Source organism: Phocaeicola sp. (assembly GCF_057861905.1).
The window spans coordinates 21,170-36,215 of sequence record NZ_DBMACV010000030.1 but is presented as its reverse complement, the minus strand read 5'-3'; the positions used below and the strand labels follow the sequence as shown (position 1 = coordinate 36,215).

Below are 15,046 nucleotides of genomic sequence, written 5' to 3'. Positions count from 1 at the left end.
TTAATTTGTAATTAATTGTTTGTCAGACTTAAATATACAAAATAATTCGGTGATTACCAACTTTTAAAGATACTTTCTTATCCCGAACTCACGTATTTATATCACATTATTATTCGATTCACATTTTAATACTTTACCATGGATACATTTATATATGCCTTTATCTATTTTACAGCAACAATCGTATTTATAAGGATATTCCTTAATCCGCTTAAAAGATTTCTCGCAACAATAGGTGAACCTTCTATCAGCTATACCATCGATGGAATCGGCTATCGCATAATAGGAAAGCACGAACTCGAGATAGTTCCTATCAAAATATTAAAAGTAGAAGACAGTGAATCTCTCATAGAGGCTAATAAATATGAAATGAAAGCAATACATAACTGCGAAAAAGCTTATCTCGAAATACCCGAAAATATCGAAAACAAAAAAGTAGTATCCATAGGAAAACGAGGGATGCAAGGATGCTGTACGGTTTGTTATATAAAACTTCCCTCAAGCATCCGGCTGATAAAAGATGAAGCATTTGCCGAATGTCATGAACTGATAGAACTCTCTCTCCCCGATTCTGTCAAAAGTATAGGTAATTCAACTTTTAGAGGTTGTTTCTCCTTGGAAAAAATCACCTTAGGCAGTGGATTAAAGAAAATTGGCAGTTGTACTTTTACACACTGCGACAATTTGAATGAAATACACTGCATGGGACTTCCTCCGACGGTTGGAGCCTATACTTTTAATAAACAACTGCTATCGCACTGCACACTGTTTGTCAAAGCGGAATATCTTGCACACTATCAGCAAGCAGCCGACTGGAAAGCCTTTACCCATATAAGAACAGAATAACTTACTATTGAAACAGATTATGATGTAACAGTCAACCAATAAAAATAAAGCTATGAAGACATTACTCAATTTAAAAAACGAATTCAGAGAGTGGCTGTCACTCGTTATGTCGGCGCTGGTTATCTTATCTCTGACAGGTTGTTCCGACAGTTCTGACCCTTCTTCCCAGGACGAGAATGAGGATGATACAAATCCTGTTGCAATGATTAACATTTCCGATGTTACGGAAAACGCAGACTTTCTCATGCTGTGTCAGGACGGAAGCTACATTATGGGAGATTTCAATGCAGACAATGGCTATGGATTGTTTCTGGTAGATTTTGGTGTGGGAGAACAACGGGAAGAATTAACTATCATGGTTAATCCGGAAGGAATCCCCGAAATGCTGACATACAAAGAAACAACATTCGTTATCCGAAACATTACCGACAGTAATTTCGACCTTGCAACAATCGACAGTCAGGAAAATATAAAATATTACTGGGACATTCCATACGATTTTGGAGATACTGCTTCCAGATCCTTCGAAAGTCTGGTATGGACTTTTTCACAACCATTTAAGAAATGGTATGAACAAACGGCCGGAGGCATCCGCAACTTTACCTGGGATGAGCATACAAAAAAAATGATTATCCCTTATCTATTTAAGGTCGCAGCTTTCGGAGTAATTGCCAGATCCGTTGTAAAACCCAACAAACCCAATCCGTCTCCATATCTAAGCCTCATACAAGCGGTTATAAATGAAGGATACAAATCAGGATTATGGAATGTAAAAACAGCTTCGTGGTTCGATGATTCAATCAATGCAATAAATGATTTAGACATCAAATGGGAAAATAAAGCATGGAATTTTAAATTCAGAATCGAAGGTGTCATTGAACAAATTATAGATCTCAGTGGCAGATTAAACGACCACGGAGATAAACTTCTTTATGAAAAATCCCACAATAAGCCAAAGATGGATCCTATATTTGATGCAGAAGAATGGCAAATCAAAGTTTCGCCGACAGTAATAGAAGCTGGTCCCGATGCCGCAACTTATCTGGTAGACGTCAGTTCGCAAGCTCAATGGAAGGTGGAGAGTCATGCCGACTGGTGCAAAGTTTCCCGCCAAGGCAATCAGGTTGTAGTAGAAGTCGAAGCCTATCAAGGAACAGAAACACGAAGCTGCGAGGTTAAAATAACGACACAAACTTATACTCCGGAAATTCCTCCCGCAACATTTGCCGTCGTCCAGCAAGGAGTACTTTTTGAATTGTCCGAATCCCGACTATCTTTCAAGCCAGAAGGTTCAACACGTGGAGTATATGTATATACCAACGAACGCATTACATCGTGGAAAGTCACGGCATGGCCGGAATGGGTAGCCGACATCGACGAAACAGAAAATTCTTTTTACATTAAAGTCAAAGAAAATACAACGGGAGAACCTCGCAGCGGACTTCTTACCGTGACAGGATATATAGAAAACGGCACTTGGATAGACCGTACAATTGAACTTGTACAGTCGGCAGATCAAGGATGGAACAATACATCATGGTATTTTGAAGGTAATTACATTGTAACTTCAGAAGGGCAAAGTACCTCCTCTATCATTAAATTTGACCTGAATATACAGGATGTCGCAACCCAAAAGTTTACGTTGAATTATGAAGGAGTAGATCTCTCTCCTACCGGGGACATAGACGAAATGAAAATAACGCTTAGTGAGGATGAAGAAGGACAGCTTATCCTAAAAATGTCGGAATATAATGAAATAAGGGAAGACAACGACAACTGGGATAAAATAGATATACAGCAACAAATTACCATCAAACGGATTAGCGACGATGCCGCCAATGGCATAATTAGCGGAAGAAGTGATTTTGAAGGTAAAGGGTTTGGCAAGTATTATCACACCATTCTTACTTACGATGGAAATATAACAGGCACCCGAAAACAATAGCCCAGCTCGGCTGACAAAAACGAAAGTTAGTCTTCAAAGCCCACAAAAGCTTTAAGACTAACTTTCGAGATTTACTGACCAACTTCAGCTTATATCATACGAAAAAGATCATCAGTCTTCCATTATTTTTTGTACAAATTTCAAAATCTTTTGTACAAAAAATAAAAAAACATCAAGACGTTTTTTCTGCAATCGGCTGAACTTTATCCCCAATATTGATGTAATGGTATCTTTACGACCCTATTATGTAGTTATATTTTCCATACGTATCTCCTATTTATAGCGACAACAAATCCATATTATTAGTCTATCTTCACGAAAAATTTAGAATTTTCTTATGCAAGCAGACCAAAGATAAGAAAATTTTATACATTTGTCTAATTATTAACACTTTAAAACAAAGGTAAAATATGCATCCCGACAAAAACTCAAATGAGTTTTTCAGACTCCAGTCTGATGTTTTAAAAACAATCAGAAAGTGGACAGGGATTCTATTGCTCGCATTATATATACTTTCACCAATTCATGCTCAGAGACCTCCGGCGTCACGTTACATAAACGATAATTCTTACTTCATTCATTTATCCACACAAAACGGACTTGCTTCCGATAAAGTACTGAATATCTTACAGGATCGATACGGCTTTATGTGGTTTGCAACAGAAAACGGACTCTCACGATTCGATGGAATACATTTCGTAAATTTTACTCATTCGAGAAAAGACAAAAACACCTTATCAAACAATGTTGTCACAGCATTATCAGAAGACCCATATGGTAATCTATGGATAGGTACACAAAACGGACTGAACCGTTACGACAATGTCCGGAATAAATTTTACAGATATGATACCCGAAACGGACTGAAAAATAACTTTGTCAGAGCACTTCATGCCGATAAAGAAGGGAATCTATGGATAGAAACGGCTCAGGGCTACCTGACATGCTATTGCCAGAAAGAGAACCGATGGACACACTTCAAGCATACTCCCGGAGTAAACGAGGGAAATTACTATTACTGGCAAATATATGAAGACTCTCTCGGGCTTTTATGGATAGGAGGACGTACCTTGCAGGGAATTGTTTTTTCAAAAAAAACACATAAAATGTTTTCGGCTCCTACTTGGTCGGATAAGGGCATGAAGCTCGAATCGGCTTTTTTTGTAAAAGCCAAGGACGGCAGCTTGTTTTCTTCGTCATTCGGCTCTATACAGAAATATGATTTCGAACAGCATAAGTTTGTCCATTATCGTTCCGTCCCGTTCGAAGCAACATGTGCAGTTACCGACAAAGAAGACTGTATCTGGATAGGTGGCTACGGAGGACTTGTCAGATGGCATTATCCGCAAGATAAAATCGAACAGTTTGTATCCGTAGCGGATAATTCCAATTCCCTGTCTTCCAACAAAATATTCTGCTTGTACACATCAAATGACGGATGCGTCTGGATTGGGACTGACAACGGAATTAATATGTATGCACCACACAAAAACCTGTTTCATACCTATCAGGGATACAACGTATCTGCCCTGATGGAAGCCAAAGACCGGCGCTTGTGGGTAGGAACTCAAAACGACGGAAGCTACGTTTTCGATTTTGAAAAGGAAAATATTGCTCACTTCAACTACCGGTTGATGACAAAAAACATCGACTATGCAACTTTCCAACGTGAAAAAGAGGTCATCCGCCAGTATATCAGACATGAAGCCATATACAGTGAGCAACAAACTCTGAACGAAAGTCTGGCCGACAATTATCAGAAATACCTGCATGCAGACTTACACTTCAGGTACCCGGACGAAAACCATGTATCATCTTTATATCAGGATAAAAAAGGCATGATTTACGTAGGTCTGTGGAACCATGTAGGATTCAACGTCTATAATCCGAAAAACAAACTATGGAAACGTTATGCGTTATGGAGTAAAAAACCGGACTATCACTACCCGCGCCTATGGTTAGGCAACCCGTTTGGCGCAAACTGGTATAATGGTTTTCTGGAAGACCGGAAAGGACGTTTCTGGTGCATCACCTGGGAGTGCTTCGGACTGAACCTGTTTGACCGTAAAACAGGACGGTTTGAATTCAAACATTACTTCCCGAACAATGTACCGTGCTTCCCACAAGGAAAAATAGAGCAAATCATCTATGATAAAGTCCGCAGTCAATATTTTCTGAACGGCAAGAATACTTATTTCGGCTATTATGACAATAAAGAAAAACGATTCTACAAGTTTGGAGAACATTTTCCGGATGATTATACAAATCTGGATATTATAAAAGGATATTACCAATATAGTAAGGCAAAGATTTTTTCGCTTCCGAATGAATTTGGATGTGATTACATATTATTATCAGGAAGCAACAGACTCTATATGGCTAATGCGCAAAAAATAATGTACATGGACCTTACGAATCATTCCGTACATCCAGTATGCTCCATGCCGGAAAATAAATCTTTTGCCTGGACACTTTCTGCCGACGGGCATGCCATCATCGTTTATTGTGACAAAGGATTTATGTTGATTGATACCCTAAGACAGACTTGCATGCCGCTGGCTTCGTACAATACGGATCTGGTGTCAGAAAATGAGAACATCAAAGTTTTACTACAAACTCGTAATAAGGAATTGTGGATTGGAACATCTCATGCACTATGGAAACAGAACCGACCGCATAATAACTGGAGTCGAGTATCATCCGAGATTCAATCCTTCAATATCCTACGCGAAAAGGAAAACGGTGATGTATATGCTGGGAGCAGTAAAGGACTATATATTTTCCGCAAAGGAAAACAGATTGCTCACATTCCTTTTATGGCAAATAGTAAAAAGGGACTTCCCGGATCAGAGATCAGGGATCTATATTTACCTGATCTTCAGACGTGCTGGATTGCGACCAACGACGGACTGGCAAAATTAACCGACAATGAAATCAGTGTATTCGAGCATGACGATTTCAATCCGAACAGCCTCATCGATAACAATGTCTGTTCCATATCGGAAGGGCCTAATAAGCAACTTTGGATAGGAACATTTCAGGGACTTTGCCTGCTCGATACGAAAAATGAACATTTTACTGATATGACACAGCCTGGCAACGACTGCCTTACCTCAAGATTAACCAGCTGTATTACCGAGGACCAGCAAGGAAATATCTGGATAGGCACGACAGAAAAAGGCATCAATGTCTTGTCCATCGATGCTGATACCATAGCTCATTATTATCATCAGCCATGGAATCCCAACAGTTTGCCCGACAATTATGTAGCATGTATCTTCTGTAGCCGGAATGGAACTATCTGGGCAGGAACTCATCAGGGAATGGTCAGATATGACAAAAAGCACAAACAATTCGAAAGAATCAGTCAGACAGGAGATTTTCAGATAAAGGGCATTCAGGAAGATTCTCTACAGCAGTTATGGATTACAACCAATGACGGACTGCTATTATCAGATTCTACCGGAAACATTCTGCGAAGATTCTACGAATATCATGGGCTCCCGAACAATGACCTGTCAAAAGCTATCTGCCGACTGCATAATGGTAACATTGTTATTGGCAGCATGTATGGATTCAGCCTTTTCGATCCGGAAGTGCTGAGTCGCCCTCTTCCTTCACAGAAGATAATGCTGACTGATATTCAAGTAAATGGTTCAGCCTTCCCTGCCAATTTAAACAAAGAGTGGAAACTTAATCTCAAAGCAGAAGAAAATTCATTTGAAATCGACTTTGCCGCTACCGATTATGCATATAGCCCTTACTTGAAGTATCGATACCGACTGGTCCCTTTTGAAAAAAAATGGAATTATACCACTCCCCCATTACTTTCCGCCAAATATACCAACATACCCTTTGGCAAATATTGGCTCGAAATAGAAGTGACTAATGGCTATGGAGAATGGAATAACCAGACAGCTAAACTTTTCATTCATATCGCAACTCCGTGGTATTACTCCTGGTGGTTTATCATACTGCTCATCGGAAGTGGTATACTGGCTATCTGGGGAATAATCAGATTCAGAGAACGACAACTAAGAAATGAGAATGAACAACTGGAAGCTCTCGTGAAGGAAAGGACTGAAAAACTGTATCGGATAATGGAAAACAAAAACAAATTTTTCAACATCGTTTCGCATGATTTGAAAAGTCCGCTGAATCATCTAAATGTCTTATCGGCCACACTGCTGGAAGGATATAACGACCTGAATGACGAAGAGAAACTTCAAAAAATACAAATGATCTGTAAATCCTCACATCAGGGGAAAGCACTTCTCGACAATCTTCAGTTATGGGTTCTTTCACAAAAGGAAATGATCAGACCAGTTTTCCGACAGACAAATCTGACAGATGAAATAGAGGCTGTAATACAACTCTTAAATCCTAACATACAGAAGAAAGAGTTAACCATTATTGCTCCAAGCCAGCCGATCATCGTATATACAGATAAAAATATGGTATCTACTATATTGAGAAACCTGATAGCCAACGCTATAAAATATTCTTATCGTAAGGGATATATTCATATATCGGCTAAAGAAGATAAAGACTACTGGTACATAAGTATAGAAGACTGTGGAACCGGCATATCACCAGAACGAATTGAAAAACTCTTCCAAATTGGAACAAAAGTATCTTCTCTGGGTACGGAAAAAGAAGAAGGAACAGGACTCGGATTACTGATAGTCAGCGAATTTATTAACCGTCTGGAAGAAAACATTCAGGTTAAAAGTGCAAAAGGGAAAGGCAGCATATTTACATTTACATTACATAAAACCTTTAGAAAATGATAAAAATATTCATTGTAGACGACTCTGAAATACATTTGGAGGGAATGAAAAGTATTCTCAAACGGTCGGACAACTTAAACGTAGCAGCTACAGCACAAACTCCCGACGAAGCAAAACAATTGCTACGCAAAGAGAAATACGACCTGGCCATACTGGATATCAGTCTGGAAGAAGAAACAGACGGGCTTGATCTTGCACAATTGATCAAAGTAACCTATCCGGAAATGCCAATTATAATTCTTTCTCATTATAAAGAAATACGTTATATTATCCAATCACTGAAAATGCAATTAAACGGGTATCTGGCTAAAGATACTCAACCGGAAGATTTGATTAGTGCCATTCAGACCGTAGCTCAGGGAAAAGGTTTCTATTTTGGCAATACAATAGCTTATAATGATATTGTGAAAGCTTTCGGCGGAGAAGAGAACATAAAGAAAAGAAAACCATACGAATTAAGTGACTGAGAACTGGAAGTCATCCAACTTCTTGCCAACGGATATACCAGCAAAGAAATAGCAAACGAACTGAATATTGACCGTAATACGGTAGAAACATATAAAGACCGGATAAAAAGCAAGCTCGACTGCAAATCGGCTATCGAAATTGTTGTATTTGCCTACAAGAACAAACTTATAGATTAATTCTCAGTCATACAAGCAGCTATAACAGCCACTGTGCACTCTTTTTTAATAGAAAATAACACACCCGAACGAATTTAGATGAAAGAGATTGAACTTCGTCACATTTTTTTCTTAACTTTGCGCTGCAACTCAAAGCAAGATTATAAACAACTTTAAACAAAAAATATTGAGATTATGATGACTATTGACAAATTCAACTTTGCTGGAAAAAAGGCAATCGTTCGCGTTGACTTCAACGTACCTTTGAATGAAGAAGGTAAAATTACAGACGATACTCGTATCCGTGGTGCTCTGCCTACTCTGAAAAAAATCTTGGCAGACGGTGGCGCTCTGATTATTATGTCACACATGGGTAAGCCAAAAGGTAAAGTAAACGCTAAATATTCTTTGAGCCAGATTGTAGACGCTGTTGCTGCTGCTCTGGGTACTCCTGTAAAATTTGCTCCAGACTGCGCTAAAGCTCAGGATGCAGCTGCTGCTTTGAAACCGGGTGAAGTATTGTTGCTCGAAAACCTGCGTTTCTATCCTGAAGAAGAAGGCAAACCTGTAGGTATCGAAAAAGAAGATCCTGCATACGAAGATGCAAAGAAAGAAATGAAAGCTCGCCAGAAAGAATTCGCTAAAACTTTGGCTTCTTACGCAGACTGCTATGTAATGGATGCTTTCGGTACAGCTCACCGTAAACATGCTTCTACAGCTGTTATCGCTGATTACTTCGATGCAGACCACAAGATGTTGGGTTACCTGATGGAAAAAGAAGTAAAAGCTGTTGATAACGTATTGAAAGATATCAAACGTCCGTTCACTGCTATCATGGGTGGTTCTAAAGTTTCTACTAAGATCGGTATCATCGAAAACTTGATGGACAAAGTAGATAACCTGATTCTTTGTGGTGGTATGGCATTTACATTCGCTAAAGCTCAGGGTGGTAAGATTGGTAACTCACTGGTAGAAGACGATAAATTGGATTTGGCTTTGGATATCATCGCTAAAGCTAAAGCTAAAGGCGTAAACTTGGTTCTGGGTTGCGACTGTATCGCTGCTGATAAATTTGCAAACGATGCCAATACTCAGGTTTGCGACGACAAGAACATTCCTGACGGATGGATGGGATTGGATGCAGGTCCTAAGACTTGCGAAGAGTTCAAAGCTGCAATCAAAGGTGCTAAGACTATTTTGTGGAACGGTCCTGCCGGTGTATTCGAATTCGACAACTTCGCTGGTGGTTCTAAGGCAATTGCTGAAGCAATCGCTGAAGCAACTAAAGAAGGTGCATTCTCACTGATCGGTGGTGGTGACTCTGTAGCTTGTATCAATAAATTTGGTATGGCTGATCAGGTTTCTTACATCTCTACTGGTGGTGGTGCTTTGCTGGAAGCTATCGAAGGAAAAGTTCTTCCGGGTATTGCTGCTATCCGTGGCGATAAATAATAAAAGCCCCCTTAAATTTTTCTATAACCCCAGGGTAATTCTTCGCGAGAAGAGTTACCCTTTTTTATTTTCATCCTCATTAATATCTCTTTCCAATTCTCTATTTAAATCCCTGCTTGAATTAATAAACCTCTTCCGCTCCTCCGAAAATCATTCAAGTTTCGACGGAAAGGAATAAATAGCATGTTTAAATTATATGCACAACAACACTCAAAACTATCTTTTGCTTCCTCTTCTGAAGGACATTTCATACACATATCAGATATCGATTCTAATATTCCAACAAGCAAAGAATCTTATCAGTATCACACCATTTTATGAATATCAATCCCCACAATAAATAAAGACTCCCTTTATGTTCCAGTCGATCAGCAACCACAAGAGATGCCAACAAGAAACATAAAGAGAGCCTTATACTAAAATATCAAAAGAGAGTCAGTATCTTATCCTAAGAATGAAATCAGCACACCGGCTGCAACAGCCGAACCGATAACACCCGAAATATTACTTGCCATACAATACTGAAGCACATGATTCTTCGGATCGTATTTCAGTGCGATTTCATTTGCCACACGACTTGCCATCGGAACAGCACTCAATCCAGTAGCTCCAATCAGCGGATTAATCTTCTTCTTGGTAAAGAGGTTAACAACCTTCACAAACAAAATACCGCCTGATATAGACAATGCAAAGGCAAGGAAACCACCTACTACGATACCGATGGTAGTCCAGTTCAGGAAAGCATCTGTAGTCATGGTAGCTCCAACCGAAATACCCAGGAAGATTGTTGCTGCATTCATGATGCTGTTGGAAGCAGCATCGAACAAACGTGAAGTATTTGTACCTATTTCCTTTACCAAGTTACCAAACATCAACATACCAATCAAAGGTACAGCACTTGGCACAAACAAAGCTACAATAGTAGTAACCACAATAGGGAACAATATCTTCAGTACACGCAAGTTCTTAATCTCTGTTTTCGAAGGATATTTCTTCTCCTGCTCCTTCATATTGATGGAAAGTTCTTTCTTGGTACACCAGATACGAACTACCAGCGGAATGATAACCGGAACCAGCGCCATGTACGAATAAGCAGCAATAGCGATAGGACCCAGCAAATGAGGAGCCAGCTTGATTGTCGTAAAGATAGCAGTCGGACCGTCGGCACCACCGATGATACCCAGTGAAGCAGCTTCTTTCGGAGTGAAGCCCATCAGAATAGCTACCAGCAATACTGCAAAGATACCCAACTGTGCTGCTGCTCCAAAAATAGAAAGACGAAGATTACGCAACATCGGACCAAAGTCGGTCAGCGCACCTACTCCCATAAAAATGATAGGAGGAAGGAATCCCGTCTTGATTAACATATAATAGATGAAGTTCATCAGTCCCAAATCATGAGCGATTTCATGCAACGGCATCTCCCAAATGTTCTTCATCACTCCATTCACCATCACCATGCCATTTTCATCGGCCTGAATTACTCCCATATCGCCACCCGGGAAATTGGCAAGCAACACCCCGAAAGCAATCGGCACCAGCAACAGCGGTTCATACTGTTTCTTGATACCCAGATAGAGGAGTATAAAGGCAATGGCATACATGATGAGAAACCGCGGATCAGCAACAATATTGCTGAACGCAGTCATATCATATAATCTTGCAAATATATCTTCCATTATAATATCTTCATTAATACATCATCTTCTGATACGGAATCACCTGAATTAACACAAATGGCTGTTATGGTACCACTGAATTCGGCACGGATAGCATTGTAAGTCTTCATAGCCTCTACATAGCATATCACATCGCCCTGGTTTACCTTGTCGCCCACCTTCAGCGGAGTTTCCTGCGCATTCTTCGTCAGGAAGAACTTACCTTCAAGCGGTGAAAGCACTTCCTTGCCTTCGCCCGACGGAGCAGGAGCAGCCTGTCCTTCTGATGCAACAGCCTGAGCGCCATGTAAAGTCGCCGGATTGACATCGCCAAAGGCTACTGTCACACGATACGGCTGACCATTGACATCGACAGTCAATATCTTGGTCTGGTCGTTTGCCATATGTACTTCCTCTTTTGCTTCACGGCGTTTCTTTACATCTTCCAGGAAATCAGCCTTCGCCTTACCACTCTTGTAAGCCTCATACTGAGCCGGATGCATAGCATATTCGAACAACTCTTCGTCGTCCTGTCCGGTTTCCCATTTCTTCTCCCACATCATCTGGCGATATTTCTCCAACTGATCCGGATAATTATCCTGCGGATTGCCGGTAAAGAACTTACGTCCCTCACGTTCTGCCTTCTCAACAATTTCAGGAGCCAGCTTGCCGGGCAATTGTCCTGCCTTACCCAAGATCATATCCCAGATATCATCGGCAATCATACCCCAGCGTTCCTTACCTTTCTCCATCTGGATAACATTCATCATGGCCAGGTTCTTCACATACTGACTGAACGGAGTTACCAGACACGGATAGCCGACACGCGGCCATACGTAAGAAACTTCGTTGAACAACTTGATGAGCAATTCATCCTGTGTCATGAACGGCAAGTTACGTTTAGCCTTGTATTTATTGATAGACTCCAAGTTTGTTTCCAGATCGGCCATCAAGCTACCCATCATACCACCCGGCAGTCCCGGACCAATCAGCAAGGAGTTCATCAGACGGTTACGCGGACTGATATACAAACCCAGAAAATCATCCATAAATTCCTGAATAAGCGAACGAACCTTCATATAAGCATGCATATTGATTTCAGGAACCTTGAAACCAGCATCCTTCAGCATTGCCTGCACACTGATAACATCGGCATGTCCGGTACCCCATGACAAAGGCTCCATACCAACATCCACATAGTCGCAGCCTGCCTTACATACTTCGAGAATAGAAGCCATGTTAAAGCCTGGTCCGGCATGAGAGTGATACTGAATAGTAATATCTTTCTTTATCTGCTTGATACCGGCAACGATTTTACCTAAGAAAACCGGACGTCCGATACCTGCCATATCCTTAATACAGATTTCGTCACATCCGGCTTCAATCAACTTCTTTGCCATATCCAGATAATATTCTACCGTATGTACCGGTGAATATGTGATACACAAGCAACACTGAGAAATCATTCCAGCATCGTGAGCATAACCGATTGAAGGGATTATATTACGAACGTCATTCAGTCCGCAAAATGTACGAGTAATATCTGTACCTTGTGCTTTCTTTACCTTGTAAAACAATTTACGTACGTCGGCAGGAACCGGACTCATTCGCAAACCATTCAAGGCACGGTCCAACATATGCGTTTGAATTCCCGCTTCGTGGAACGGCTTTGTCCACTCACGTACGGCTCTATTCGGGTTTTCTCCAAAAAGCAAGTTAACTTGTTCAAAACCGCCCCCGTTTGTTTCAACACGAGCGAAACACCCCATTTCGATAATGGCTGGGGCAACCTTAACCAACTGGTCTACGCGAGGCACATATTTTCCTGCGCTCTGCCACATATCACGAAAGACCAGACTAAATTTTACTTCTTTTTCCATTGTGCAAGTAATGTGTTTTTCTTAACAGAATCATTTCAATTTTTCAATCTTTATCACCTGACCTTTACCGGCAGTCAAGATTTCCACCGCAGCTTTGATAGCATCCATTGCTCCGGCATCCGTTGAAGGTCCACTTGTAGCAGGCTTTTTCTTGGGTGCTTCTTCGGGAGCTATTTTATTCACTACTGAAATGAGGAACTGACTTAACCAGATAACAATCAGAAGAATCAAGAAAACGGTACACATTCCGACTACCATTAACAATAATCCTATTCCGATGTTCTCCATAATAATTATAAGTAAGTTATCAATAATATAAAAATAAAAAGACACTCTCCAGAATATGAAATTCTAAAGAGTGTCCCAAAATTACTGATTCAGATTACAATTCGTAAATATCCCCTATTAAATAATGTAAATTTATCAGAATAAAATATCCTGTACGGGCTTACGAGTCTTTTCCGGAACGTCTTGAGTGGCAGCATACCCTATCGGAATAAGGGCTATCGGCTCCATATTTCCGGGCAATCCCAGTATTTCCTTGCAACGAGGAACATCGAAATTGCATACCCAGCACGTACCAAGTCCCTGCTCGGTTGCTGCCAGACACAAATGTTCCACGGCAATGGCAATGTCTACGTCAGTATGGTCTTTGTTGTCCAGCTTGCGGTGCCATGCCACATCGTGGTCGCCACAGGCTACAATGATACAAGGAGCTGTCTTTATCCACTCACGAGGATAGGTCGATTTCAGGGCATCCAGCAGATTTTTCTCGGTTACAACCGAAAATTTCCATGGCTGAAAGTTTACAGCCGACGGTGCCAGACGCACACATTCCAATATATAATCCAATTTACTTTGTTCAATCGGGCGTTCTACATAACTTCTTACCGAATGACGAGCTTTTACCAATTCCAGAAAATTCATCTTATCAAAAAAATTTAAGTATTACCATTGCAAAAGTACGAAAGTTCTTTCATAAAAAGACATCCGCATTCTTTTTATCTTATCGTGACTTCACTTCACCGAAACATGTTTTATCCCAGCAAGGCAATCAAAAGCCGACCGAAAATTCCAGTCCCGCAATATTGACAGAGCGTTCCGGCTCATACTGGCGACAGTAAAAGACATCACACGAACACCTCTTCGAAATTCGGATGTTTATCCCCGGACGGTAACGCATCCGTGCCACACTGAAAAAAGCCTCTCCTCCTATCGGCTGATAAAGCTCCACCGAGAAATAAGGCTGTACCCTCCAGACACCGGGAGCATAATCAGCCTTGATACGCGAACGAAGCCGGCTTTCCATTTCTCCTTCAGAAATTGTCTGTTGAAAATATTCACGCAGGGAAAACTTAAAGTTCCGGCATTTTACGCTTGCCTGCGGTCCCAGCAAATAACGATGCCGAAATTTCCAGCCTTCATCTCCCCTGTTCCGATAGTGAAGCTCGTATGCTCCCGAAAATTTCAGAAAGGAACAGATATCATAGGAAGCCCCCAAGTTAAAGCTGACACGGTCGGCCTCCTTCAAATGATTTTTCGAACGGAACTCTGCCATGGCAGACACATTCCAGCGGGTTGTCAGCCGGTGATGAACCTTCACTCCGGTCCATGTAGTAAAATCATCCGACTGAGCACAGACTGTACAGACCGACAATAATACCAACACAACCAGACAGGTCCACCCAAGAGCAAATCGTATTTTGTTCTTCATAGCAACTGTTTATCAGGATTAACCCAAGACTGGCACATACTGTATATCCATCAGACCTGTCGGTCCATTTCGTTCAGACAGTATGTACAGCCTCTAAATTAATATTTTTCTCCAAGTCATACAAATAAAATGCCCTCA

11 protein-coding genes are annotated in these 15,046 nt (G+C 40.8%); 6 read left to right on the top strand and 5 right to left on the bottom strand.

Going from position 1 to position 15,046, the window contains the following annotated elements; genetic code table 11:
- Positions 1-138: 138 nt before the first annotated feature.
- The 6 genes from ACZM60_RS07660 (at position 139) to ACZM60_RS07635 (ending at position 9,656) form a co-directional block, all read left to right on the top strand.
- Positions 139-846, top strand: coding sequence for a leucine-rich repeat domain-containing protein (locus ACZM60_RS07660; protein WP_021971755.1), 708 nt, complete (start codon positions 139-141; stop codon positions 844-846).
- 52 nt (positions 847-898) lie between these two features.
- On the top strand, positions 899-2,791 hold the full coding sequence (locus ACZM60_RS07655; protein ID WP_489521203.1) for a BACON domain-containing protein: 1,893 nt from the start codon (positions 899-901) through the stop codon (positions 2,789-2,791).
- Positions 2,792-3,201: 410 nt separating this feature from the next.
- A complete protein-coding gene (locus ACZM60_RS07650) occupies positions 3,202-7,581 on the top strand; it encodes a sensor histidine kinase (protein ID WP_489521202.1) in 4,380 nt (1,459 codons plus the stop codon).
- Positions 7,578-8,048 carry a response regulator gene (locus ACZM60_RS07645; protein WP_489521201.1) on the top strand — a complete coding sequence of 157 codons (471 nt, stop codon included), beginning with the start codon at positions 7,578-7,580 and terminating at the stop codon, positions 8,046-8,048. The genes ACZM60_RS07650 and ACZM60_RS07645 overlap by 4 nt, the downstream gene beginning before the upstream one ends.
- Positions 8,049-8,051: 3 nt before the next feature.
- Positions 8,052-8,225, top strand: coding sequence for a response regulator transcription factor (locus ACZM60_RS07640; protein WP_489521204.1), 174 nt, complete (start codon positions 8,052-8,054; stop codon positions 8,223-8,225).
- Positions 8,226-8,399: 174 nt separating this feature from the next.
- Positions 8,400-9,656, top strand: coding sequence for a phosphoglycerate kinase (locus ACZM60_RS07635; protein ID WP_021971750.1), 1,257 nt, complete (start codon positions 8,400-8,402; stop codon positions 9,654-9,656).
- A gap of 443 nt (positions 9,657-10,099) precedes the next feature.
- On the opposite strand, the gene ACZM60_RS07630 is transcribed toward ACZM60_RS07635, so the two are convergent.
- From ACZM60_RS07630 to ACZM60_RS07610, 5 genes are all read right to left on the bottom strand, one after another.
- A complete protein-coding gene (locus ACZM60_RS07630; RefSeq protein WP_021971749.1) occupies positions 10,100-11,335 on the bottom strand; it encodes a sodium ion-translocating decarboxylase subunit beta in 1,236 nt (411 codons plus the stop codon).
- A complete protein-coding gene (locus tag ACZM60_RS07625; protein WP_489521200.1) occupies positions 11,335-13,194 on the bottom strand; it encodes a biotin/lipoyl-containing protein in 1,860 nt (619 codons plus the stop codon). Before ACZM60_RS07625 ends, ACZM60_RS07630 begins: the two co-directional genes overlap by 1 nt.
- Positions 13,195-13,224: 30 nt before the next feature.
- Complete coding sequence (locus ACZM60_RS07620) at positions 13,225-13,482, bottom strand: OadG family protein (RefSeq protein ID WP_021971747.1); 258 nt, start codon at positions 13,480-13,482, stop codon at positions 13,225-13,227.
- A gap of 135 nt (positions 13,483-13,617) precedes the next feature.
- On the bottom strand, positions 13,618-14,121 hold the full coding sequence (locus tag ACZM60_RS07615) for a nitroreductase family protein (RefSeq protein WP_021971746.1): 504 nt from the start codon (positions 14,119-14,121) through the stop codon (positions 13,618-13,620).
- Positions 14,122-14,248: 127 nt separating this feature from the next.
- On the bottom strand, positions 14,249-14,908 hold the full coding sequence (locus ACZM60_RS07610) for a DUF2490 domain-containing protein (protein WP_489521199.1): 660 nt from the start codon (positions 14,906-14,908) through the stop codon (positions 14,249-14,251).
- Positions 14,909-15,046 lie beyond the last annotated feature (138 nt).

Coding starts and splice junctions, on each gene's coding strand:
- ACZM60_RS07630 (WP_021971749.1), bottom strand. CDS start 11,335: ATGGAAGATATATTTGCAAGATTATATGATATGACTGCGTTCAGCAAT.
- ACZM60_RS07655 (WP_489521203.1), top strand. CDS start 899: ATGAAGACATTACTCAATTTAAAAAACGAATTCAGAGAGTGGCTGTCA.
- ACZM60_RS07650 (WP_489521202.1), top strand. CDS start 3,202: ATGCATCCCGACAAAAACTCAAATGAGTTTTTCAGACTCCAGTCTGAT.
- ACZM60_RS07625 (WP_489521200.1), bottom strand. CDS start 13,194: ATGGAAAAAGAAGTAAAATTTAGTCTGGTCTTTCGTGATATGTGGCAG.
- ACZM60_RS07615 (WP_021971746.1), bottom strand. CDS start 14,121: ATGAATTTTCTGGAATTGGTAAAAGCTCGTCATTCGGTAAGAAGTTAT.
- ACZM60_RS07620 (WP_021971747.1), bottom strand. CDS start 13,482: ATGGAGAACATCGGAATAGGATTATTGTTAATGGTAGTCGGAATGTGT.
- ACZM60_RS07645 (WP_489521201.1), top strand. CDS start 7,578: ATGATAAAAATATTCATTGTAGACGACTCTGAAATACATTTGGAGGGA.
- ACZM60_RS07635 (WP_021971750.1), top strand. CDS start 8,400: ATGATGACTATTGACAAATTCAACTTTGCTGGAAAAAAGGCAATCGTT.
- ACZM60_RS07660 (WP_021971755.1), top strand. CDS start 139: ATGGATACATTTATATATGCCTTTATCTATTTTACAGCAACAATCGTA.
- ACZM60_RS07610 (WP_489521199.1), bottom strand. CDS start 14,908: ATGAAGAACAAAATACGATTTGCTCTTGGGTGGACCTGTCTGGTTGTG.